The following is a 24,580-nucleotide window of genomic DNA, read 5'->3' as shown; positions in this document are numbered from 1 at the left end:
CCGAGCGGGTAGGCGAACGCGGCCCACGCGGGGCCGGACCGTGTCGTCGATCCACCCGGACCAGGCGGCCTCGAACTCCTTGTGATCAGGGGCGATGAGGCGGGCCCAGTCGTCTGCCGACCACGCCCGGAACGACGTGCCGTCCTACAGACAACGCCGCAGGATCGGACCGACGGCGTCGGTGACCGAACGGCGATGGGCGGGCGTGTCCGGGCACCATCGCAGCGCGGCTCGTGCGTCATCGAGCGGGCGGAGCAGGCGGGCGATCGCCCGCCACTCGACCCGGTCGGCGTCATATCCGCGGCGCCGACGGACCTGCCGGCCCAGACGGGCCGGCGCCGTGCGCTCGCGTTCGCCGAGCCCGGGGCGACGGTCGTACTGGGTCAGGTCGATGGGCCATGGCCAGCCAGAATCCCGGCACGGTTCAGCGTCGGCGGCCGAACGGCCACCAGAGCCGACGTGGACGGCTGCGGGGCGGGGCAGCCGGTTGCGGCGGTATCGGGGGCACGGCGCCCGGTGGACGGAGTTGTCCCGCGTGGCCGGGGCGGCGGACCGCGGCGCCTGAGGAACGCGGCGGCGGAGGCTGGTTATCGGAGGGTGCGGAGGAAGATGTCCGTCTTGCCGTTGGTGTCGCCGGGCACGATGTCCTCGGCCGCGGACTCGAAGACGACGTGGCGTCCACCGGTGCTGACGGCGTCGATCCCGGCCGAGGCGGGCCGGTCGGTGACGGTCTCGTCGGTGCCCGTCTCCAGGTCGCGCAGGGTGAGCGGTGCCGGTCCGGTCGTGCCGGACGGCGTGTGCAGCAGGTAGCGGCCGGTGGGGTCGATGGCCACGCCCCTCACGCCGGGTACCGGCAGGGCGGTGCCGGAGGCGGTGTCGTGGACATAGGTGTCGGGGCCCGAGCGGTAGACGACCTTGCTGCCGTCGTCACTGAGCTGGACGAGCTCTGCCGCCTTGCCCGGACCCTCGATCGGGCCAGCGGCGGTGTTGTCGGCCCAGTCCCACAGGAAGACGTCCCGCTCCCCACCGTCCTGGTAGGCGAGACGGGTGCCGTCATTGCTGATGGACGGCCGGGACGATGCGGTGTTGTGGATGACATCGATGGTCTGCAAGCCGCCGGTGTCCGGGTCGCGGACCTCGATGCGCTGGTTGGTCTCCGGGTGCCTGAAGCTGACACTGAATGCCTGGTGGCGATCGTTCGCGCCCATGGATGCCTCGCAGCTCCGGAGCGAGCAGGTGTAGGCCGTCGACCACCCCATGCTCAGGTGGTACTGGTAGAGGGCCATGTTGTTGAACCTGGGTCCCAGATAAGCGAGGACCTGCCCGTCGCTGCTGAGCATCGGCGGCGCCAGCGGGTACCCGTCGAACTGCCTGTTCTGCCCCGTTGCCAGCTCCCGGACGAACACTTCCTCGCTCCTCCCCGTGTCGCCGGGGCTGAGGTTGTTCGCGTACGACAAGAAGACGATGCGATGGCCGGCGGGTGTGATCGACGCGTCGGAGGAATCGTCGTTGGCCTGAGTGCCGTCGGCCGCGACACTGACCCTCTCGACACCGGTCTGGCGGACGCCCCCCGCATCCGCAGGCTCGGCCGAGGCGGCTCCGGGTAGGACCGCTGTGATCGCGCAGACCACGGCCGCACTCAGGGCGGCCTGCCCACGTCTGGTGGTGCCCCGGCTCGTGTTACTTCTCATTTTCCCCCCAGGCAGCTTCCGCCTCCGGCACCTCACCGGAGAACCACCAGCATGCAACCGCGACGGCACCGCGCGGTCAATGCTTCCACGCACCACATGACCTGCCGGAAGCGCGATTTCGGTCATATGCGAGCGGTCCATGCAGAGACAGCCCCGCGCACACGGTGCGGACTCGCCGCCCGTGGCGGCAGACCCTGCTACGGGCAGACAAGTGCCCCACCTTCCATCAGGGTTCGCCGGATGCCTTGGCTCCTGTTCCGGGCTCCAGTGACGGCGGGGCAGTGGGGCGTGGAGCGGGTTTGCCTGCCGCCGGGCGCGGCGGCCGGCCCGCCTGGGAGTCCGGCCATCGTCGGTCTGTTCGGCGCGGTCCGGGGGACCTCGTCGGCGCGTGTACGGCGGCGGAAGTCCTCCGCCAACGCCTGCACATCGGGACCGGCGACATTCCGCTCGCCGAACGCGAACCAACTACCGGTGGCTGGATCCGGCCCTTTGAGTCTCTACCGATCCCGGAGCGGTTCACTCATGTGGTGTCTCCATGGCCCAAGTAGGCCATGGACGGTTTGACCAGCGGGATTCCTCTTCTGTCCATCCCCGTGCCAGGGCAGCATCGCTGTTGTCGGCACAGAGCGAACCGGTCACAGTGGGAGAGGCATGATGGTTGGCAGAACGGTTCTGGGGGCTGTCGCAGTCGGTGTGATCGTCGTGATGGGAGGCGGCGGAGGTCTGGGAGCCGAGTCCGGGTCATCCGCCGCGGCCGCGGCGTGTGCCATGACCGGGTTCAGCATGTCGCCGGAGGACGATTCGGGCTGGCAGTGAATGGGGTGCGTGCCAATCGGCCAGTTCTCACGTCGAAGCCGCCACCGCATCCCGACTTGGCTGACAACTCCCTGGGTCGAGCGTTGGCACCGGCTACCACCTGCAGCAGTCCGCCCCAGTGCGACGCTATGGCTAATGCCTGGACACCCCCGAGAACCCGTCGGGACACGCCCGTCTTCTCCTGCACCACGGAACGAGAGGATACAGCGCGATGCAACTCGCGACCCAGCTCGCCCTGTACCACGCCCGCGCCGTCGAACTCCGTACCGAGGCCGACGCGTACCGCCTCGCCACCGCAGCCCGGTACCCCCGGGACTTCCGTACACGCCTCGGCTGGACCCTCGTAAAAGTCGGCCTGCGGCTCGCCGCCCCGCCCAAGACGTACAGCCGCTGTTCCCCAGCGCTGTGAGGTTCCGCGAAGAATTGAATCTGGCATTGCGGTGTGAATCAGGCGATCCTGGCCTGTCTCTTTTGCTCAGTGATTAACTCCTGTATTGCGCAAAGGGTGGACGGGTGGAGACTGAACGCTCACTTTTTGGTGCGATGTCAGGAGAGATCGCACGGGCGGATAGCCCTGCATGAGAAATGCTGAAGGGGAGTTGGTTCGACTGCAGTCTCGTTTCGGCAGCCCGATAGGATTTTCAGCCAACCCGGGCTGGCCTCTGAATACCTGGGATCGGCCAGGTCCAAACAAGTCAAATCAGGAGAGAAAATGTTGCCACGTCGTGGACTTGCACGTACGTTGACGCTGCTCGGTGGGGCATTCTTGGCCTCTGCCTCAAGTCTTGTCGCTGGTGTCGCGCAGTCGAACTCGAATCCGGCAACGGTGTGCCCTGCCGGTGTCGTCTGTTTTTTCTCGCAGCCCAACTATCAAGGCACTCTGCATATCCTGGACTTCGCCGAGGTGCCGGGATGCCGGAATGCGTTCCAGGCTCGTTCGGTGATCAACAATCAAATCCATCCTGTAGGTCTGTATGTGGATGGAGAATGCACTCAGTATCTTGACCAGGTTGAAGCTGGAGGGTCTCGGGCGAACCTTATAGCCGGAGTCGTCACAGCAGATGGCTGATGCCGGGATTTTTCTTTAGGCGGCATGAACCAGAGGGGTGTCCCGACCGGTCAGGGGATACGTGACGGCCAGATGAGTCTTCCGCTTGTCCAGACCGATTGCTCGTCACCGATCCCCGCAGGCCTTGAGTACGAGTGGACTCCGGACGGTCTTCGCGGTCGACGGCTCATGAAAACAGGTGCTGGCCGCGTCACGTGAGTGACGGGGCCAGCACCTGTTTTCTCGTCAGCCTTCTCGTGTGAAGTGCCAGAAATTGCGTTCTGAAAAAGCTGCTGGTTTTTGGTGCTGGGCAGCTGATCTCGGTGAGGTTGCCGGCGGGGGCTGGTCCGGCTGAACGGCTTCGGATTCTCGTTCCAGATGCCGGTCCACGCGGTGCTGTTGCGCCCCAGCGCATCGGCAGAGGTGTGGACGCCTCGGCGGACGCGCTTGACCGTCAGCAGGCAGAGCCGCCGCTCGGTCTGGTTCGTCCGTCCAAGAGGAGCCGCTCGGGGTGAAGCGGATGTGGCGTTCGGGGCCTGCCCGGTGTCATCGGCGGGTACGGACCGGGAGCGGTCCGGAGCCAGGACCGCTGCCTTTCCGCCCACGCGCAGGACCACCGCCTTCCTCCGCTCGGACCGACAGAGCCTCACATCGCAACGAACGCTGAGCCAGAACCTCGGGCTGCCGTATGGCGAGGCGTCCAGCCCTCCAGCACCGCCCGCTGGGGCGTCAGTCACCGACGACGGAGTCGTGCTAGGCGGCGCTCGTGGGCAAGAAGTACGCCGACTGAGGCTGGAGACCAAGTCGGGCACTCGCCACCAGGCCGGTCCGGCCATGACCACCACACCGCGGACGGCCGTGTTCAGGTTCGGACGCGGCCGGGTATGCCGGAACCGCCTTGGTGGAAAGCGGTATTCTCTGTAAAACTGTGAGAATGACCACCACACCAGAATGGGAGCAACGCTCCGCCGACCTGTGGTCCGCGATTGGCGACTACGACGCTGCCGACTTCCGCGCGAAAGTCGGGGCGCTGGCCGACGAGCTCCCCGAGGGTCACGCGGTCGCGTACTTCGAGCGCGCGTCGGCGAACGACTCGACCGGCGAGGGAGAGGCTGCTGTACCCCTCTACCGCAAGGCGCTGGAGGCCGGGCTGACGGGGGAGCGCAGGCGGCGGGCCGTGATCCAAATGTCCAGTACGCTGCGTGCGCTGGGGCACGCCGAGACGAGCGTCGAACTGCTCACCGCGGAGCGCAACGACGCCACCGACCATCTCGATGACGCGGTCACGGCGTTTCTGGCGCTGGCACTGATCGACCTCGGACGCGAGCGGGAAGCGGCATCGATGGCCCTGGATGCCCTCTCCAAGCACCTGCCGCGCTACAACCGCTCCCTCGCGAACTACGCGAAGATCGCGATCGGTGAGGAGCCGACGGCGTAAATCCCTTCAGGAACCCAGGCCCCGCCCCAGACGTCACCGGCACTGTTGGCCGATCCAGAGCGGGGCCGTTGCTTCACCCCGCCGGTCGGTCGGCAGGGAGAAGTGCTGCGAAGTGCCTGTGCGGCCCGGGGGCCGCGGTGATGTGGGCGTCGATCCCGGTCCGCTTGGGCGCACCTTCACCGACACCCTTCCCATACGGACAGTGTCATCCAAGACCACAACCAGGTCTTGGAGACCGACGCGACGTCACGCGGGGCCCCGAAACGGCCAGCAGTGTCGGCATCGCCGACGGAGGGCCCGTCCTGCATCTCTGTCCCCGTAACAGGCGCATGCTCACGGACCTGGTGCCTGTTCAACTTACGGACCGGGCACTCGCGTCGCGAACTCGGTAGCTTGAGTGCTGGCAAGCGAGGGTGGGAAGGGGTGCAAGGGGATGGGGCAGGCGCCGCAGGCGCGGGGGGCGGTGATCCCGGCTGTGCGGCTCGGAGAGCTGCTGGCGGACATGACCACCGGACGCCCCGCCTACCGGCATCTCGCAGCCGCCATCCGCAGGCTCATCCTCGACGGCAGGATCCCTGTCAACGTCCGGCTGCCTGCGGAACGGGAGCTGGCCCCCGCACTCGCACTGAGCCGCACCACCGTCAGTGCCGCCTATGAACTGCTGCGCAAGAGCGGGTACGCACACAGCCGGCGCGGAGCCGGAACATGGACCGCGCTGTCCGATGGGACGCTTTCCGCAGCAGCGCCGGAGCCGGTCGCCACGCTCTCCCGCCCGGCGGGCGGCGGCACGCTGCTACCACCGCCCGAGAGCATCGTCGACCTTGCCACTGCCGCGATGTCGATACCCCAGGACATGCTTGCCCGAGACCTCGCCGAGGCGTCCCTGCGGCTGCCGAACCGCGCCCGCACGCCCGGCTACTACCCATACGGACTGCCCGAACTGCGAACCGCTGTCGCTGCCCGCTACACGGCGCGAGGTCTGTCGACCGACCAGGAGCAGATCCTCATCACGACGGGCGCACAACAGGCCCTGAGTCTCACCTTGTCGCTACTGTGCAGGCCCGGCGACCGGGTGCTTGTGGAGAGCCCGTCGTACCCGAACGCACTCGACGCGATCCGCCGCGCCCAGCTGCGCCCCGTTGCCGTGCCAGTCACCGAGGACGGCTGGGACGGCGAGGTTCTCGCCTCGGTCCTGGGACAAGCCTTGCCACGATTTGCGTATCTGGTCCCGGCCTTCCACAACCCAACCGGCAACCTGATGCCACCGGAGCAGTGCGCCGACGTGATCGGTGCCGCTCGTCGGCCCGGTACCTGGCTGGTCGTCGACGAGACGCTCGCAGACATGGCTCTGGACACCGGGCCGCCACCGCCGTTCGCAACGTACGGGGAGGGCACCTCATCTCCGTCGGTTCGCTCAGCAAGTGTTACTGGGGTGGGCTGAGGGTCGGTTGGCTGCGCGCCTCACCACACGTCGTCGCCGAACTAGCCGAGTTACGGGCGACGGTGGATGTCTCGGGCTCCGTGCTGGACCAGTTGCTCGCCGTGTCGCTGCTGGACCGTGCTGACGGCTGGCTGGCCGACCGGGTCGACCAGGTGCGGCGCGGGCGTCAGGCCCTCGTCACCGCGATGGAGCGCCATCTTCCGCACTGGTCCTGGCGTCTGCCGCCGGGCGGACTGTCACTGTGGGTGGACCTGAGGCGGCCCGTCGCCTCCGCCCTCGCCGAACGCGCCCTTGCGCACGGACTCCGTATCGGAGGAGGGGCGCGCTTCGGAGCGGAGCCGGGGCTCTACGAGAACCGGTTGCGCATCCCGTACACGCTGCCTCCGTCTGTGCTGGAGGAGGCCGTATGCCGCTTGGGGGCCATCTCGGCCTCCGGACCGCCGCTCGGGTCGGGCACGGCCGGATCACGCAACGAGTGGGTGGCCTGAGGCCGGCAGCGCACAGCACTACGCCGAGGAACACATCGCGTTCAACTGCGTTCGTCCGCAGTTGAACGCGATTCTTCATGTGTACACCCTGTTCACATTCGACTTGCTTGATTCCAGTCGCGGAATTCTGCGAGGTCAGTGGGCCGGTCATTCGATGAAGTGTTCAACCAGCGTGAATAGCAGTGCTGTTCAGCTTCCGATCAGTTGACGCATATGGCCCCGCCGGGTGAATATTTCATCACCGCCGGGAAACCCTGGGGAAGACAAAAAGAGGAGTGAGCAACCATGGAGAACACCGTGGAGTTCGACGACATCGAGTTCATCGAGACCTCGGCCGAGCTGCTTGCGACGTCGTACTACGTCAACATTCAGTAATTGTTAGTTGTGGTCGGAGGGGCGGAATTCAATAGCCTCGCCCCTCCGCCGCAACATACGCGGCTGACACCAGTGCCACGTTTTCGAAGCATCGGAACTCCGCCGAGCGTCGATGCTTCCTTTACGAGGCGCTGGTGTTGTTCGTTCCACGCCAACGCGCACCGGAGGGCCTGAAGATGAACAAATACACGTTCGAAGATCTGGTGGGGGACGAAAAGGTCTTCTTCGCCGAGGACTTCAACAAGAAGCCCATGCTGCGGAAGGAATCCATGCCGGGGGATGTCCGTGACATCCTCTCTATCCGCAAGCTCGACGAACTGCTTCACCTGGAAGTCGTCCGTCCGCCCTACATCAAGGTGAACCACAACGGTTCCGGCGTTCCCGAGAAGGGCTACACACGGAGCGTTGTCGTCCAGGGCGTCAACATCACCGACACGGTCGTGCCGGAGAAGATCTACGAACTCTTCCGTGCCGGTGCCACCGTCACCTGGTGCTCGCTCAACCAGATTGTTCCCGAGCTGCGCGACTTCACCCGCGTCATCAGCGACAAGATGGCGGTCAGGACCGATGTCGTCGGCTTTATGACGCCCACCGGAAAACGGGGCTACCTGCCGCACCACGACCCGGTCGACCTCTTCATCGTCCAGCTTGAGGGCACAAAGCGGTGGAAGCTGTGGAACCCGCCGGCCGAGCGCCTGGGCGACAACGCGTCCTACACCGACGAGCAGCTCGGGGACCCGGTCATCGAGGTCCTTCTGGAGCCCGGCGACGTCCTCTACCTGCCGTACAACACCCCGCACGCGGCTGCCGCCGAGGATCAGGTCTCACTGCATCTGTCGATCATGATGCGTCCCCGTATGTGGAAGGACCTGCTGCGGGAGACCTTCGAACAAGTCGCCGACGCACCCGAGTTCAACGAATACCCCCACATCGGCACTCTGAGAAATTCCACTGTGGAGTCGTTGTTCCGGCAGAAGGTCACCTCGCTTGCCGCCCGCATGGATGCTCTGGATGCCGGATCCGAGCTGGACCGACTCGCCGAACTGGGCCGCCATATGCCGGGCTCCTCGCGTGGCTCCACGTTCCAGACCATCGCCGAGACCGACGGGCTTACCCCGGATGCGCTGCTGCGCCGCACCGGCGCGTCCGTGGAGTTCGGCGCGAACGACGGCGGCCGTACAGAGATGACCGTCAACGGTCACAGGATTGCCGTACCGGCCCAGGTGGCCGAGCGGCTTGCCTCGCTCGACGAGGGGGAGCCGATCCCTGCGGGTGAGGTCTTCCCAGGTGTTCCCGCGGAGCGCTCGACGAAGGCCGCCCAAGGGCTGACCCGGCTCGGCGTGCTTGAGATGGCAGGCGCGCGCTGACTGCTTCTGGGGCGGGGAGTGCCAACACGAGAGCAAAGGAACCAACGGATGTCACCATCAAGTCTGCTGGGGGCGATGGGCGTGGACACCCCCACGGCCACCCCCGGTTTCGAAAACCTTGTCGGCGATGCTGAGGTCTTCTTCTCCGAGCACTTCAACAAGAAGCCACTGCTGCGTAGAGGGGTGCTCGAAGGCAGCGTCCGGAACCTTGTGTCGTTGCGGCAACTCGACGACGTCGTCGCCATGGAAGCCGTGTCACCCTCGTATCTGAGGATTGCGAAGGACGGCCGGGGCGTGCCGAGCAGGGCATACACCCGAACCGTCACCGACCACGGTGCGGCGCTCGCCGAGGCGGTCGTTCCGGAACAGGTGTACGAGCTGTTCCGATCCGGTGGCACCATCACCTGGAATGCGCTCAACCACTTCCTGCCGTCCGCCCGGCACCTGGTGCAGGTCTTCACCAGGATGTTCGACAGCCCCAGCGAGGTGGTCGCCTTTCTGACCCCCGCCGGCAAGGACGGCTACGCTCCCCACCACGACCCGGTCGACGTGTACGTCATCCAGATCGAGGGCACCAAGAACTGGCGGATCTGGGAGCCCATGGCCGAGCGCGGCGCGGACAAGGCGACCTACCGGTCCGAGGATCTCGGCGCGCCCGTCATCGAGACGATACTGCGTCCCGGTGATGTTCTGTACCTGCCATATGGGACGCCGCACGCGGCAGCCGCAAAGGCCGAGGTATCTCTGCATCTGTCGGTCACCGTCGAGCCACGACACTGGCGTGATGTCGTGGCCGAGACGGTGAGACACCTTCTCCAGGAGGCTGAGTTCGACGGCCTCCCCCACCTGGGCAGCGTCGCGGCATCAGATGGCGCGGGCGCGCACGGCAGCGCGGCTGCATTCGGCGGGATGCTGCGGCTGCTCGCAGACCGTCTGGAGGAGGTCGACCCGATCGCCGAGACCACGCGGCTGGCAGCAGCCGGCCGCGTCCGTGGCGGCGCGGGCCGGTCGCGCGAGTTCGAGAGGCTCGCGTCCGTGGACGTACTCGCCCCCGAGGCCCTGCTGCGGCGCAGTGCCGTGCCCCTGGAGATAGGGCCGAGCGACGGCATGAAGAGCGGACTGCTCGTCAACGGCCACAGGCTCGCCGTCCCGGACGCTGTCGCCAACACCCTGCGCGACCTGGAGAACGGCAACGCGGTCGCCGCCGCACGTTTCTTCCCGGGTGTACCCGAAGCTCGGTCCCTGCACGCAGCCCAGAGGCTCGCGCGTCTTGGGGTGCTGGAAATCGCCGACCACATGAGGAGCTGAGCCATCACCATGGCCAACACCACTCACCGGGCCCAAGCGCCCATGAGCGGCACCGCGGTCGCGCCGGTCTGGCGGGAGGTCTACCTCCTCGCCGGTCTGCGAGCCCTGTCCTTCGCTGGTGACATCGCGGCCGCTACTGCCCTGACACTGCTGCTTCAGGCGAACGGCGCCGGGTCCTACACGGTGATGGCAATGCTGCTCGCCGCAGTCCTGCCGCCCGCCCTGCTTGCGCCTGTCACGGGCGCGTTCGCCGACCGGTTCGACAGCCGCAAGCTCATCGTTACGGTCACCGCGCTCCAGGCACTCGTCTGTCTGGCGATGACGCAGACGACCTCGCCAGTCCTGCTGATCACCCTGGCCGTCCTGCTCTCCACCGGTCTCGCCTTCACCCACCCGGTGTTCGCCGGACTGCCCGCGGCGATGGTCGGCAGGGAGAACATCCCCCGCGCCTCTGCGATCTCCCAGGCCACCGCGATGACCGGCATGGTCGTCGCACCGGGCATCGCCGGCTTCCTCACCGCCCGTTTCGGCGTCAACGTCTCCCTGCTGCTCAACGCGGCGACCTTTGCGATTGTTCTGCTCGGCGCTCTGATCATCCGGACGCGGCTGCACGGGAAGGAGCCCGCGAAGACGGCGTCCGCAGGGAACGGGCCGACCGAGGACAGGCCCTCCTACCGGGTGTCCGCTGACCGTTTTCTGCGCTCTGTTCTCGTGATCAGCGGTGTCGTAATGGCGGCGGCGAGCGTCATCAACGTCCTCATCGTCTTCTACGTGCGTGACACCTTCGGCGCGTCCGAGGAGACTTATGGGTTGATCATGTCCTCCTGGATGGCAGGTCTGGTACCCGGTGCTCTGCTGGTCCGGCGGATCAAGCGGTTCAGCCACGAGGCCATCCTCATCGGATCGTTCGTGTGCATTGCGGTGGGAATCCTGGGTGCCGGGCTGGCCCCGGGTGCCTGGTGGATCGTGCCTTTCTACGTGATCGGCGGATTCGGCAACGGTGCCCAGGCGACCGTCACCCACATCGTCATCAACCTCCGGGTGCCGGACACCCACCGCGGCAGAGCGTTCGCTGCGCTCGGCGCGGTGTCCAATACCGGTCCCGCCATGGGATATCTGATGGGCGGCGTCATTCTCGGCTTCATGCAGCCGCGTTACGCCTTCTTGGTGGCGGGCGCCCTCGCACTCGTGGCCGTGCTCACCTTCCACCGGGGGCTATTGCGGACCGCCGACGACGCTGTGCAGGGGGCGGAGGGCACTCCGGTGACCGAAATGCCCTCCGGCAGCGACGAGGCTCCGTCCACCGAGGCGGCCTCCGAAGAAGAAGCCGTCCCGGAACCGGCTGCAGACACGCAGGCAGCGCTCAGTAAGCCGGCGCCGCGATGAGCAGCAGGATCACGGCGGACGACGTCGACACAGACCCGGCGACAAGACCCCAGGACGACTTCTACACCTACGCCAACGGCCACTGGACGGACACCTTCACCCTGCCCGACCACCGGGCCGAGGTCACCATGCTGTCTCTTCTCGCCGAGAAGGTGCAGGACGACGTCGTCGCGGTGATCCGCAGCTCACCGGGTCCCGCCACCGCACGGGGGGGCCCCGGCCGGCAGATCGCTGATCTCTACGCGGGCTTCATGGATGAAGCCCGCATCGAGGAGCGCGGCCCAGCCGATCTCGCCACCCTGCTCGACACCGTCCGCGCGGTCGCTGACCGCGTCGACCTGGCCCGGCTGATGGGCAGACTCCAGCGCGAAGGTGTTGGCGGCCCCGTCCAGGCGACCGTCGCCACCGACACTGCGGGTACCCGCGGATATCTGCTCACCCTCACCCAGTCCGGACTGGCCCTGCCCAGCTCGACGCAGTATCTGGGGGCCGCTCACACACTGCTGCGCGAGCAGTACGCCGAGCATCAGCGGCGCATGATGGAACTGGCCTGCCAGCCGGACCCGCAGAACGCAGCGGAGGCAGTCTTACGCACGGAGACCGCGCTCGCCGCCGCCCACACACCACCGGACACATCAGGCCGCATCAGGGCCCAGGCCCTTACGTGCACTGCGGCCGAACTGGCCTCCACCGGCGGCGCCTTCCCGTGGAACGCCTGGCTGGAAGGACTCGGCAACATCCCGCGCGGCGCGCCCGTTCAGGTCCGCCCGGGGCCGTTTCTCACGGCGCTCGACGAGTGGTGGACGTCAGCGGACCTTGAGGCTCTCAAGATCTGGCTGATCTGGATGCGGGTGCACGAGGCAGCCCCATTCGGCCCCGGCGCGGTATTCGCCGAGAACTTCCGATTTTACGGACAGGTGCTGCCCGGTTCACGTCGGCCCCGACCACGGTGGATGCGGGCCACTTCCTTTGTCCAGAGTGTCTTCGGTGATGAGGTGGGGGAGCTCTATCTTGAGGAGCACCTCGCGCCCGGCACTCTCAAGGCCGCCGAGGACCTGGTGGGTGCGCTTGTGCAGGCGTACCGCGGCTGCCTGGAGCAGGCCAGTTGGATGGCCGGGAGCACTCACGCGGCGGCGCTCGCCAAGCTCGACGCCATACACTTCGAGGTCGGTCACCCGCGGGACGCCGCCGCGAACGACGAACTGCACACCGACCCCGCCGATCTGCTGGGCAACGTCTGCCGCGGCCGGACCCGGCGTTTCGTCCGCCAGCTCCGGAGGCTGGGGGAGCCCGTTGACCGCTCGGAGTGGAAGGTCCCGCCGCAGGCGGTCACTGCCTACTATCGGCACGGACTCAACCAGGTGGTCGTCCCCGCAGCACTGCTGCAGCAGCCTCTGTTCGAAGCAGGCGGCGACATGACACGGAACTTCGCGCTGCTTGGCTCGATCGTCTGCCACGAGATGTCCCACGCCTTCGACGGCCGGGGCTCCCGCTACGACGGCGACGGCCGGACGCGCGAGTGGTGGACCGAGGCAGACCGTGCCGAGTACACACGCCGCACCGCGCTGCTCGTGGAGCAGTACGATCGTTACGTTCCCGCAGGCGCAGACGGGCAGAGCGTCAGCGGTGCCCGGACGGTGGGCGAGAACATCGCCGACATCACCGGACTCACTGTCGCGCATGCCGCGTTCGCCGCACACATGGACGCACGCGGTCTCGTCGACGCCGAACGGGTCGCTGAGACACGGCGGTTCTTCGTCCTGTGGGCCACGATGTGGCGGGCCAAGCGCACTCCAGGGCGCATGCTGGAGCGGCTTGCTCACGACCGGCACGCCCCGCCGCAGTTCCGCTGCAACGGAGTCCTCGGCCATGTCCCGGCCTTCTACGCAGCTTTCAGCGTCACCGAGAACGACCCCATGTCCATTCGGCCCAGTGCCCGGTTCACGCTGTTATGACGTGGCAGACCGACGGCCAGCGAGGAGGCAGACCATGGCCGCCATATACAAGACCCTGTCTGTGCCGGAGAACACTTCTCCGGCACAGCACGGGAATCCGTCCAAGTACGGGTCGGCCAGCCACGCGTACCACCACGCGTTTCATCTGCTGCACCTCGCGCCCGGCCCGGACATCGCGGTACCCGTAGCCGCCTCGCTGCTGGGCCTCGGCGGAGGCCGTACGGCCGCATTGCTGGATCAGTTCGTGGTCGATGGGCTGTGCGAGCGGACCGTGCCGGGCCGGTTCCGGGTCCGGCCGGGCGCCTCGCTCCGGACGGCTGCTGGCTGTGGCGACGGCGCGGCGCGGCGCCGCCTGGTCGACCACTATCTGCACACCGCGTACCAGGCGGACCGGCTGATCGCTCCGCACCACCCTGTGCTGAGTCTTGCGCCAGCGGGTGCCGGATGTGTGCCAGAGGAGCTGGCGTCCCGGGAAGCGGCGCTGGACTGGCTCGACGCGGAGTTCACCGCCCTGGTCGCTGTCCGCGCCATCGCGCGGGAGACCGGAAGGCACCTGTCGGTGTTCCATCTCGCGAGCTGTCTCAACGGGCATTTCGTGCGGCGAGGACACACTGAGGAACAAGTGGCCCAGTGGACGGATGCGGTGCACGCCGCCCACGCCCTGGGCGACCCCGAAGCGCAGATCACCTCGCACCGTTACGCGGGGCAGGCTGCCAGTCGCGCCGGCCGCCACACCGAGGCTGTAGCCCAGCTGAGCCGGGCTGCGAGGATCGCTGAGCGGCATGGCGAACCGGGCCCGCAGGCGTGGACGTACTACATCTTCGCCTGGGTCGAGGAGATGGCCGGGCGCGACAGGGAGGCGTTCGGCCACGCGGTGTGCGCCGCCGGGCTGTTTCGGCGCGCGGGCGAAGTGCGTTCCGAGGCCGATGCACTCAACGCCGCAGGCTGGTACCAGGTCCGGCTCGGCGACCTCGTGCGAGCCAAGGAGTACTGCACGCGGGCACTGGACATCGCTCATCGGCACCACTACCACGGCGGAGAGGCAGCCGCGTTGGACAGCCTCGGACTGCTCGCACAGCGAGCTGGCCGACACGACGAGGCGGTGGCGAGCTACGGCGCAGCGCTCAGCCTGTGCCGGGACCTCGGCAACACCTACCAGGAGGCTGGAATCCTGGACCGGCTCGGCGACAGCTACACGGCGGTCGGGCGGTTCGACGAGGCCCGCAACGCCTGGGAGGAGGCCGTTGACATGTACCGGCTTCAGCGACGACTGACCGAGGCCGAGGCAACCAAACAGCGCCTTAAAAAGATCCACTAATCCCTTTTCTCTGTGATTTAACATTCCCGGGAAGCGAAATCAAAGATTGGGCGTGAGGATATCCCGAAAGGGATTCCTCATGCCTTTTTGTTGGTCAAATCGCGAGATTCCCCTGTGTCGTTTCTGTTCAATTTGAATGCCATTGACTGATGGAATGCGGCAGAAATACATTTGCAGCATGAAGACCACGGACATCGACCTTCTTCCCGTCCTCGGACGGCCCACGCTGTCGGGTGACGGCCGGTTCGCGGCCGTCACCGTCACCCGGCCTGACCTCGCAGCCGAGGGGTACACCTCTGAACTGTGGCTGGCTGAGACCGACGGCAGTACGCCGGCCCGGTTGCTGACCCAGGGGCCGCACGACGCCGCTCCCGCCTTCTCCCCCGACGGCCGCCACCTCGCCTTTCTGCGCCCTGTGCCCGGCGGCCCCGGTCAGTTGCATCTGCTGCCCATGGACGGTGGCGAAGCCCGCGTCGTCACCGGTCATCCGATCGGCGCCGGCCAGCCTGTGTGGAGCCCGGACTCGAAGTTCCTCGCCTACACTGCGCGGGTGCCCGAGCCGGGCCGATACCACGATACGCCGGACCGCGAGGTGCCGCGGCGGATCACCACACTGCGCCATTGGGCCGACGGATTCGGCTTCACGCTCGACCGGCCGCGGCATGTTTTCGTCACCGACCCGTTCGCCGACGACCCCATGACCGTCACCACGCAGGTCACCGACGGAAACCACGACCACGCCGACGTCGCCTGGAGCCCTGACAGCCGACTGCTGACATTCACCGCAGCCCGTCACGCCGGGGCCGGCGACGACCTGCGGAACGACGTGTGGCTGTGCGCCCCCGACGGCACCGGGCTGCGGCCCCTGACCGACGGCGGGCTGATCCTCGGATGCCCCCGGTTCTCCCCGGACGGCAGCACGGTGTGCTTCGCCGCCGAGCCGCTGGACGAAAACAACAACACCTACGCCACGATGAGTTACGGCCTGTGGTCCGCACGGGTCGACGGCTCGGGGCCCGCCCGCAGGCTCACCGGCGAGGACTACCACCTCAGCTTCGCCAGCCAGATGATCCACCCGGTCGCCGACGGCGTGCTGTTCGCCGCGGACCACCGCGGTGAGGTCAATCTGGTCATGGTGCCTTACGACGGCGGGGCGCCGAAGCCCTTGATCACCGGGGCTCGCCAGGTGAACGGGTACGCGGCCGTGGACGGCACGGGCGGGCTGACGGTCGCGGCCGTCGTCTCAAGCGCGACCAGCGCGGGCGACCTGATCAGGCTGCGTGGGACCGAGGAGCGCGAACTGACCGACTTCGGGCGGCAGCTCGTCAAGCAGGCTGACCTTCTGCCAGCGGAAGAATTCACTGCCACCGCGCCCGACGGGTACGAGCTCCACGGCTGGATCGTCCGCCCTCGGGGCAAAGGCCCGCACCCGGTGCTGCTCCAGATCAAAGGCGGTCCCTACACCCAGTTCGGTCACACGCTCAACGGTCCTGCCGCCTTTGATGAGGCACAGGTGTACGCGAGCGCCGGTTACGCCGTGGTGCTCGGCAACCCGCGCGGCTGTTCCGGTTACGGCCAGGCACACGGCATGTACGTCGCCGACGACCTGCCTCGCAAGTCCGCCCCGGACCTGCTGGCCCTGCTCGACGAGGCGCTGAAGTCGCCGGACCTGGACGCCGACCGGGTCGGCGTGATGGGCGGCTCGTTCGGCGGATACATGTCCGCGTGGATGGCCGCCCACCACGGTGACCGATTCCGCGCGGCGATCGGCGAACGCGGTCTGTACGCGGTGGACAGCTACGCCGCCTCCAGCGACGACGGCGTCAACGTCGCCATCGCCCTGTACGGGCCCGACCCATCTCGCTGGGCGGAGAAGAGTCCTCTGACATACGCGGACTCGATCCGGATCCCCATGATGATCATTCAGTCCGAGGAGGACCGGCACTGCCCCATGGAGCAGGCCCAGCGGATGTTCGTCGCGCTCAAGTCCCGTGGTGTGCCGGTGGAGATGCTCCTGTTCCCCGGCGAAGGTCACGACATGTCGCGCACAGGTCTGCCAAGCCATCGGGTGGCAAGGTTCGAGGCGATTCTCGACTGGTGGGGCCGCCACCTCTAGGAGCTGTCCAGCTGCTCTTCGCAGGACCGGAATACCCAAACGGCATTGGCTTCTGACACGGCAGTCACACGAGGGTCGGCCCTGCGAGTGGACGGTGCAACTTCTCGAATACAGTCCAGCCCCGCGCCTTTCAGACCACTGCCGCGTGCGGCGACCGCGCCTCTTCCCGGACCCGGTCCACTCCCTGTCGGGCGGGCCCCCGCGGTGCACGGCGGAAGGGACGCCCGCTGTTGCTGTGCCTCCCAAGTGCGCGGATGCACTTATACCCAACTGACCGGTCCTGGAGGAACCATGCAACCATTAGTGACCCATCATCGGACGGCCCCGCCCACCGTCGACGGCGGTCGCCTGCTGCGCCGTGTCGAAGAACTCGGGAACATCGGCCGCGACCCGGCCACTGGGGGTATAACCCGCGAGGGCTACAGCCCTGCGGACCGGGAGGCTCGCGCGTATGTCGTCGAAGAGGCCCGCGCCGCCGGGCTTACCGTGTCGGTGGACGCGGCGGGAAACATCTTCATCCGCGCTCAACCCGCGGGGGCCGCCGCCGACCGGCCTGCCCTGCTGATGGGTTCCCACCTGGACACCGTGGTGGGCGGGGGCCGGCTGGACGGCGCCTACGGTGTTCTGGCCGCGCTGGAGGTCGTGCAGGCGTGTGCGGAGTTCGCCGCCGAGAGCCGGTACGAGCCGATGGCCGTCGCCTTCACCAACGAGGAGGGCGCGCTGTTTCCACAGCCGTTCTTCGGGGCGTCCGTGCTGTCGGGCCGCCTCGCCGACCTGCCCCGTGAACCTCTCGACCACAACGGACGCTCGCTGCGTGGCCCGCTGGCGCTGGCCGGAGGAGACCTCTATTCGCTAGGCAGTGCGGTGTGGCCAGCCGAGTCGGTGGCCGCCTATCTGGAGCTCCATATCGAGCAGGGACCTGTGCTGGAGCGGACCGGCAACCGCATCGGAGTCGTCAATGGCATTACCGGACGCACTGTCCTGACCGTCGAGATCCACGGCATGGCCGGGCACGCCGGCACGGTTCCGATGGCGGGACGATGTGACGCGCTGGCCGCAGCCTCCCGCGCGGTCCTGGCCGTTGAACGCATCGCGAGCGAGAGGGACTTGTGCCGGGTTGCCACTGTCGGTCGGCTCGTCATCCACCCCAACTCGCCGAACACCATCGCCGACAGAGTGCGGCTGACCGTCGATCTGCGGGACACGGTCGCCTCCCGGATGGACAAGGCCGAGACCGCCCTGCGGCAGGAGCTGCGGAACGTCGCCCGGCAGACCGGTGCTGAGATCGAGGTCGTCGCCCGTACGCACTCCGGGCCCGTGTCCACCAACGCGGATCTGCGAGCCCTGATCGAGGAGTCCTGCTTGAAGCTGGGCGTGCCCTACGAGTCGCTGCCCAGCGGTGCCGGACACGACGCCCAGGTCGTCGCCGACATAGCGCCCGTCGCCATGATCTTCGTGCCGAGTATCGGAGGGGCCAGCCACGTTCCACATGAGGACACCGACCCTGCTGACCTGGTCGTTGGGGCTGAGGTCCTTCTGCACACCGCGCTCACGGCCGCAGGTGTCCGAACCACCCGTTGACCGAGCGGCATCCTCGCCAGTGACCGCCGGGCCAACCATCCTGGGCACCGTTGAATGTCACTCCCTCGCATGGGGTGACCCGATCCCTGAGGATTTCGATGCATACTAAACTTAAGAAGAGTGACAAGATCGCAGTCTTCTGCGGTGCACGCCCCGGTGTACATCCGAATCACCTGGTTTTTGCCGAGGAGTTCGGCACCATCCTGGCCCGTCGGGGACTGGACCTGGTGTATGGTGCGGGCGGTGTGGGCGTGATGGGCGCGTTGGCCGACGCCGTTCTGGCAGCGGGCGGCGACGTCACCGGGGTGATCCCCCGCAGCCTCCACGAGCGTGAGCGTGCCGATAACGCCCCCGGTGCCATCTTTGTCGTCCGCTCGATGCACGAACGCAAGGCTTTGATGTACCGGCTGGCCGCCGGCTTCGCGATACTGCCTGGTGGCCTCGGTACGCTCGACGAACTGATGGAGGTAGCGACCTGGAACCAATTGTCGATCATGCGCAAGCCGATTGTTGTGGTCAACCATCGGGGCTTCTTCGACCCCATACTTCGCATGCTGGACCACTTGGTCGACGAGGGATTCCTCGGGGCCAACGAGCGGCATCTCATCCAGGTCGCGCACGACGCGGAGGAAGCGATCGACCGCCCCCGCGTCGGACACTCGTGGCCTGCCCCGGCGACCGCGTAGGCGGGTGACCCGTGCCCTGCGCACTGGACAGGGCAACGATGTGATTGATCCGGTGATCACAGGTGCAGCGGATCACTTCAGTGGTCGCATGACCCGGTGGCAAAGTGCCTCATAGCCGTCGATGGACACGTACGTTGCTACCGGAAGAGCGTCTGGCTGTGTCTTCACACCGATCACCGGGCCCCTTGCCGTGGTCGCGACCGGCACGCCTGTCAAGCCACCCACTCATCCAGGTTCTGTCCAGTCCTAGTGAGCTGAGTCCGAGGTGCGGCCTTAATTCGGTACGAGTCGTCCCGCTCCGAAGACGTTGCAGGTGGCCGATTACCAGCAGACTGGTCTGGAAGACGGCTGCCTCGTTTTCTGCGGCGCCGACACCGAACCTGCAAGTTCAAGAAGTTCCTCGCGAAGCTCAACAGGGAAGTACCCGATGAACTCCAAGTCCATCTGACTGAACGACCACGTAACCCGCAAGACGCATGAGGTGAAGAAGTGGCTCCTGGCACACCCGCGTTTCCACCTGTGCTTCGCGCCCACGAGTGCGTCGCAGCTGAACCTTGTGGAAGGGTATTCCGCCGAGCTCGCGCAGAAGAGGCTCAAGCTCGGCGTCAACCGTTCCGTCTAGGCCCTCGAACGCGGCATCCGCAACTAGCCCGCCAACATGAACAATCAATCCCAGCCCTTTATATGGACCAAGACGGCCGAAGAAATACTCGACAAGGCCGCCACCTGCTGCTAGCGGATCTGCGACTCACGCCAGGGTCTGTTGCGAAAGCAGCGCCGTTCGCCTGCAGGGCGGGACCTGAGGCGGCCGGCGCGTACGATCGTAAAACGGTGAGTCGCCCGCATACTGGCGGTGCTCGGGTGGTTCTGACAGAGCCCGTTGGCGCGGGCCAGGCGAGGCTCTCACAACACGCCTTAGTCGGGCATCGGCGGGAGATAGCCGTACCCCACCGCGTGAACTCCGGCCTGAAAGCGACTGCGGGCATGGAGATGCGCCATCAGCGTGTTGGCGATACGCCGCGCCGTGCGGGTAGAGACTCCAAGGCTGCGGGCGATCGACTCGTCCGTGCGGCCCTCCGCCAGCAGCCGCAGGGCTTCAGCCTGCTGGGCGGTCAGTCCCGCTTTCTGTTGCGGCGGAACGCCCCTCAACGGCTCGGCGTGCTTCCACAGGCTGTCGAACAGGGTACAGAGCGTGGAGATCATTCCGGCTGTGCTCAGGACGACCGCACCTACGGATGTGTCATCGTTGTCGGCGGCGATGATCGCGACCCGCCGGTCCCCGCTGATCATTCTGTTGGGCAACGAGGGCGCGACGCGCACCTGGGCGCCCCGCTCTGTCAGCCACTCGGCGTGGACCAGCGTCGCAGGGTCGTTGCGGATGCTGCAGAGATAGATGGTCCGCATCCGCACGCCTCGTTCCAGCAGCCGTTGGTTGAGAGGGCGGGACGCCCTCATGTTTGTCGGTGTCTGCGGGCCACCCGGCGCGAAGGTCAGAAACTCCTCCTGCACTTTGTCGTTGAGCGCCAGCAAGTAATCGCGGATGGACTCCAGACCGGTGAGGTACTGCACTCCGGCTTCGGCTGTGTCTCTTCGGTAGTGGGTGAACTCCGAGATCAGCCGAGCAGCGGCGACCCGGCTCGTCTCGATCCGCTGTTGCTGTGCGGCGATTTCGGCCTGCTGACGAGCGAGCAGGATCTCCATCCCGATGTGCGGGCTGACCGCGTGCATTCGGGTGGAGTCTTCTGTGGAGACGCGGACGAGGGCGAGTTCGCTGAGCTTGGTCAGGGCCTCACGCACCTCGTGTTCGGACAGCGCCAGACGGGTTGCCAGCGCGGCCACTCCGCTGTCTGGCGATGCGAGCAACTCCCGGTACACGGACTCTGCGGCCGGATCGAGGCCGAGTTGGTCGAGCATGCAGATTCCATCCCCTGTCGAGCCCTGTCGGGCGAGCGGATGCGACTAGATTCCGATCGCGCAAGTGGTTCCGCAAGGAAGATCGGAGCATAACCAACTCCCTTCGACTAATGGGAGAGGCAGGACATATTTCGTCTGATCGACGTGTGATGTGCTCGATTTCGACTATTCCACTACTCGGAACGTTATCTTCCACTTGGCAGGTGATCCCATCGCCTGCACCTCCACAAGGCAACGAGGGTCGGCATGTATCTCGTTCACATCCATCTACGGTCGCCCGCCAACGGCGAGGCCTTGACGCGCGACATCGCCGCCGTTGTCATGGCGGCCGGGCTGGAAGCAGGACTCGAACATGTCACCGTACACACGGGAGGTATCCCGTGCCCGGTGATCGGCATCTATGTCCGGGCGGCGACACTGCGGGCGGCTGAAGCCTTGGCTAAGGAGATTTGGTCGCGCGCAAGCGCCACTGATCGTCGCCTCAGCCGATGGGTGCCGCTGCGAATAGAGGTCCCGTTGCTGGTGCCGCCGGAGTGGCTCACGTAGTGACTCCGTGGCCCAAGTAGGCCATGGACGGTTTGACCAGCCGGAATCCTCTTCTGTCCATCCCTGTGGCACGGCAGCATCACTTTCGTCGGCACAGACCAAACCGGTCACAGGGGGAGACATGATGGTTGGCAGGATAATCCTGAGCACTATCGCAGCCGGCGTGATCGTCATGCCGGGGAGCGGCAAGGCTCTGGCGCCCGACTCTGCATCACCCGTTGCGGTCGCTACGTTCGCCCCGACAGCGGCCATCATGTCGCCGGAGGACGATTCGGGCTGGCAGTGAAGGGACTCCGTCCAAAACGGCCAGTTCTCACGTCGAGGATGAGGAGTCATGTGGGCACCAACGAACAGCCTCAGCTGAACGACGGCGAGAGTTCAGACTACCTAATAAGGCTGAGGGACAGCGAACTTGAGAGCGTGCCCGTGGAACTCGTCCCTACCAGCAAACTGATCGTGGCCTACACACCTCGCATCGCCAGCGAGGACGAAGAGTACGTGCGCATTCTCGCGGAGTCGGTGACGCCGCGGCCTCCGATTCTTGTGCACCGGCCGACGATGACCGTCATCGACGGTGTCCATCGGCTGAAGGCAGCCCGGTACAGAAGTGAGGAACTGACCGCCGTCAGATTCTTTGACGGGAGCGTCCAGGACCCCCACTTGCTGGCTGTGGCGACTAACGTGACGCATGGACGGTCCCTTTCCGTGGCAGACCGCGCGGTCGCGGCGGAACGCATCTTTGTCGCACGTCCGCAGTGGTCGGATCGAGCCGTCGCGGCTGTAGCCGGCCTGTCGGCAAAGAAGGTGGCGCAGATCCGGCGCGGGTTCTCGGCGCACGCTCCGGAACTCGGACATCGAATCGGGCGGGACGGCCGTACCAGACCTGTCAGTTCGGCACAGGGCCGCAAGCTGGCGAGCGAACTCATACGCCAGGACCCAGGGGCCTCACTGCGGCAGATCGCCCGGCGCGCCGGAATCTCTCCGGCGACGGTCGCCGACGTACGGGAACGGATGAGCAGAGGAGAGGACCCGCTGCCGCCGCGACAGCGTCTCACGGCGGCTGGCCAACTGGACGGCACCGTGGAGGGTCCGGGAGGCACACCTATGGTGAGTATCGTCGACGGAGCCCCGGGACCACCACGTGGAACGGCTGTGGGCGTCAGGCCTGAAGAGGCTACCGGCGTTGCGCCCACACCGTGTGCCGAAGCGTCGGCAGGCACATCCGTCAGACCGATTCCGCAGACCGGGGCCAAGCCTCTGCTGCACTCGTCGGCAGGGCCGCACAGTCTTGGAAACGGACCGAGACGGTGCAAAGGTCCCTTCGAACTACTTGCGATCTTCGACTCGTTGCGCCGTGATCCATCGCTACGACTCAATGAGGCAGGCCGCAATGTGCTGCGGATGCTGGATGCGTGTGCCTCCGTTGTGCGGGACCGACGGCAGATCGTCGACACTGTCCCGGCTCACTGCAAGGAGCCGATGTCCCAACTCGCGGACGGCTACGCCGAGATCTGGCAGTTGCTGGCCGATGACCTTCGCCGGGACGGAATCGGAGCCCCGATATGGTGAAGCGATCCTCGCTTGGTGCTTGATTGTTCCTCCCTGGTGCCGCAGTCAGGTGCGGATGGCCTTCGAGCTGTATCCCTTGTCGCCGATGACGTGCGCGGGGCGGGTCCGGGGACGTCCGGGCCCGCTCCTGGGCACCCGGATGGCTTCCATCACGGCGGTGAACTGCGTGCAGTCGTTGGTGTTCCCGCCGGTGACAACGGGGGCGAGCGGTCGCCCGGCGGCGTCGCAGGCCAGGTGGATCTTGCTGGTCAGCCTGCCTCTGGACCGGCCGAGGGCCGGGGTCCGGAGCCCTCTTTTCGGGCTCCGGCGGCGTGCTGGTGGGCGCGGACGAGGGTGGAGTCGACTGACACCAGCCACTCGATGTCCCCGGCGGCGTCGGTCCCGGCCTGCGCCGCCCGCAGCATCCGCTTGAACGTGCCGTCCAGGGTCCACCGGCGGAAACGGGTGTGCAGCGTCGCCCAGGGCCCGTAACGCTCAGGCACGTCCCGCCAGGCTACCCCGGTCCGGAACTTCCACACGATCCCGTTGAGGACCGTCCGGTCGTCCAGCGGCCTGCGGCCCCGGTCCTCCCGGGGAAGCAACGGCTGCACGAAGGCCCACTCCACATCGGACAGCTCATGACGACGTATCACCCCACCGTGATCCATCACCCAAGATCATTTGATGACACCCCCTGGCCGTTTCTTAGGGGAGTGTCCAATAGACGGCGGATCCGATGATCAAGGAGACGCCTGATGAGCGGGACCATCGCCGAGCACGAGGCCGTGGAAGAGATGGCTGTCGAGTCGGCTGCGGAGGCGGTGTCGGACGAGCAGTTGATCGCGATGCTGGTCGACCGTGCCCGTACCGACGGACTGCAACTGACCGGGGAGGGCGGGCTGCTGCAGCAGCTGACCAAGCGGGTGCTGGAGTCCGCCCTGGAAGGCGAGATCACCGATCACGTCGGCTATGACAAGCACGACGCGACGGGCCGCAACAGCGGCAACAGCCGCAACGGGACCCGGTCGAAGACGGTGCTGACTGACGTCGGTCCGGTCGAGGTGAAGGTGCCCCGTGACACCGCCGGGACCTTCGAACCGCAGATCGTAAAGAAGCGTCAGCGACGTCTGACGGGCATCGACGAGATGGTGCTCTCGCTGTCCGCGAAGGGCCTCACGCACGGGGAGATATCGGCCCACCTGGCCGAGGTCTACGGGGCGAGCGTGTCCAAGCAGACAATCACCACGATCACGGACAAGGTGATGGAGGGCATGGCCGAATGGCAGTCGCGTCCGCTCGACCGCGTCTATCCGGTGGTCTTCGTGGACGCCATCAACGTGAAGATCCGCGACGGCCAGGTCGCCAACCGCCCCATCTACCTCGCCATGGCCGTGACCGTCGAGGACAAGGGGGCGTCCGCCCCAACGGATGCCCTTCTCGCTTCGGATGCGGGCGCGTTCCTTGCGTTCGGCGGCCAGGACGTCGCGGTGGCGGGCGTTGGCGTTGCGCCAGCGTAGACAGGCGTGCAGGGCTCGTGTCCGCACGGTGTGGTTGGGGC

At 66.7% G+C, this 24,580-nt stretch carries 17 protein-coding genes and 3 pseudogenes; 16 read left to right on the top strand and 4 right to left on the bottom strand.

From position 1 onward, the window contains the following. Positions 1–587: 587 nt before the first annotated feature. The gene (locus tag FF041_RS30570; RefSeq protein ID WP_153525785.1) at positions 588–1,691 is read right to left on the bottom strand and encodes a TolB-like translocation protein; all 1,104 of its coding nucleotides are present in this window, start codon (positions 1,689–1,691) and stop codon (positions 588–590) included. Between the two features lie 1,027 nt (positions 1,692–2,718). Here FF041_RS30570 and FF041_RS30565 point away from each other — a divergent pair. The 13 genes from FF041_RS30565 (at position 2,719) to FF041_RS30510 (ending at position 19,014) form a co-directional block, all read left to right on the top strand. Beyond that, complete coding sequence (locus FF041_RS30565; RefSeq protein ID WP_153525784.1) at positions 2,719–2,916, top strand: hypothetical protein; 198 nt, start codon at positions 2,719–2,721, stop codon at positions 2,914–2,916. A 303-nt stretch (positions 2,917–3,219) separates the two neighbouring features. Next, a complete protein-coding gene (locus tag FF041_RS40635; RefSeq protein ID WP_153525783.1) occupies positions 3,220–3,576 on the top strand; it encodes a peptidase inhibitor family I36 protein in 357 nt (118 codons plus the stop codon). 913 nt (positions 3,577–4,489) lie between these two features. Then, complete coding sequence (locus FF041_RS30555; protein WP_153525782.1) at positions 4,490–4,993, top strand: tetratricopeptide repeat protein; 504 nt, start codon at positions 4,490–4,492, stop codon at positions 4,991–4,993. Positions 4,994–5,426: 433 nt separating this feature from the next. Further along, the gene (locus FF041_RS40165) at positions 5,427–6,434 is read left to right on the top strand and encodes an aminotransferase-like domain-containing protein (RefSeq protein WP_323393166.1); all 1,008 of its coding nucleotides are present in this window, start codon (positions 5,427–5,429) and stop codon (positions 6,432–6,434) included. Further along, positions 6,392–6,922 (top strand): aminotransferase class I/II-fold pyridoxal phosphate-dependent enzyme, encoded by a 531-nt coding sequence (locus FF041_RS40160; RefSeq protein WP_323393185.1) that lies wholly within the window; start codon positions 6,392–6,394, stop codon positions 6,920–6,922. The genes FF041_RS40165 and FF041_RS40160 overlap by 43 nt, the downstream gene beginning before the upstream one ends. Before the next feature lie 509 nt (positions 6,923–7,431). After that, positions 7,432–8,664, top strand: a complete 1,233-nt coding sequence (locus FF041_RS30545) for a JmjC domain-containing protein (protein WP_194292238.1) — start codon at positions 7,432–7,434, stop codon at positions 8,662–8,664. Positions 8,665–8,712: 48 nt separating this feature from the next. After that, on the top strand, positions 8,713–9,972 hold the full coding sequence (locus FF041_RS30540) for a cupin domain-containing protein (protein ID WP_153525780.1): 1,260 nt from the start codon (positions 8,713–8,715) through the stop codon (positions 9,970–9,972). 9 nt (positions 9,973–9,981) lie between these two features. Further along, positions 9,982–11,358: an MFS transporter gene (locus tag FF041_RS30535; protein ID WP_153525779.1), complete on the top strand. Its 1,377-nt coding sequence runs from the start codon at positions 9,982–9,984 to the stop codon at positions 11,356–11,358. Continuing rightward, complete coding sequence (locus tag FF041_RS30530; protein WP_153525778.1) at positions 11,355–13,313, top strand: M13-type metalloendopeptidase; 1,959 nt, start codon at positions 11,355–11,357, stop codon at positions 13,311–13,313. The genes FF041_RS30535 and FF041_RS30530 overlap by 4 nt, the downstream gene beginning before the upstream one ends. A gap of 34 nt (positions 13,314–13,347) precedes the next feature. Further along, complete coding sequence (locus FF041_RS30525; RefSeq protein ID WP_194292237.1) at positions 13,348–14,631, top strand: tetratricopeptide repeat protein; 1,284 nt, start codon at positions 13,348–13,350, stop codon at positions 14,629–14,631. A 178-nt stretch (positions 14,632–14,809) separates the two neighbouring features. Next, positions 14,810–16,747: a S9 family peptidase gene (locus tag FF041_RS30520; protein ID WP_153525776.1), complete on the top strand. Its 1,938-nt coding sequence runs from the start codon at positions 14,810–14,812 to the stop codon at positions 16,745–16,747. A gap of 303 nt (positions 16,748–17,050) precedes the next feature. Next, complete coding sequence (locus FF041_RS30515; RefSeq protein WP_194292236.1) at positions 17,051–18,328, top strand: Zn-dependent hydrolase; 1,278 nt, start codon at positions 17,051–17,053, stop codon at positions 18,326–18,328. Between the two features lie 98 nt (positions 18,329–18,426). Then, positions 18,427–19,014, top strand: coding sequence for an LOG family protein (locus tag FF041_RS30510; RefSeq protein ID WP_153525774.1), 588 nt, complete (start codon positions 18,427–18,429; stop codon positions 19,012–19,014). A 915-nt stretch (positions 19,015–19,929) separates the two neighbouring features. On the opposite strand, the gene FF041_RS30505 is transcribed toward FF041_RS30510, so the two are convergent. Continuing rightward, on the bottom strand, positions 19,930–20,928 hold the full coding sequence (locus tag FF041_RS30505; RefSeq protein WP_153525773.1) for a helix-turn-helix domain-containing protein: 999 nt from the start codon (positions 20,926–20,928) through the stop codon (positions 19,930–19,932). Positions 20,929–21,174: 246 nt separating this feature from the next. Between FF041_RS30505 and FF041_RS30500 the strand changes: the two genes are divergently transcribed. After that, complete coding sequence (locus tag FF041_RS30500; protein ID WP_153525772.1) at positions 21,175–21,474, top strand: hypothetical protein; 300 nt, start codon at positions 21,175–21,177, stop codon at positions 21,472–21,474. Between the two features lie 336 nt (positions 21,475–21,810). Then, positions 21,811–23,043: a hypothetical protein gene (locus tag FF041_RS30495; protein ID WP_153525771.1), complete on the top strand. Its 1,233-nt coding sequence runs from the start codon at positions 21,811–21,813 to the stop codon at positions 23,041–23,043. A 51-nt stretch (positions 23,044–23,094) separates the two neighbouring features. On the opposite strand, the pseudogene FF041_RS39550 reads toward FF041_RS30495, so the two are convergent. After that, a pseudogene (locus FF041_RS39550) lies at positions 23,095–23,690 on the bottom strand (IS5 family transposase); the annotation flags it as partial. A gap of 177 nt (positions 23,691–23,867) precedes the next feature. On the opposite strand from FF041_RS39550, the pseudogene FF041_RS30480 reads away from it, so the two are divergent. Beyond that, positions 23,868–24,425, top strand: a pseudogene (locus FF041_RS30480) (IS256 family transposase); the annotation flags it as partial. A 3-nt stretch (positions 24,426–24,428) separates the two neighbouring features. On the opposite strand, the pseudogene FF041_RS39545 reads toward FF041_RS30480, so the two are convergent. Further along, a pseudogene (locus tag FF041_RS39545) lies at positions 24,429–24,580 on the bottom strand (IS630 family transposase); the annotation flags it as partial.

The organism is Streptomyces jumonjinensis (assembly GCF_009600885.1).
GTDB classification, from domain to species: domain Bacteria; phylum Actinomycetota; class Actinomycetes; order Streptomycetales; family Streptomycetaceae; genus Streptomyces; species Streptomyces jumonjinensis.
The sequence above is the reverse complement of the archived record's forward strand: the minus strand, read 5'-3'. Positions and strand labels throughout refer to the sequence as shown.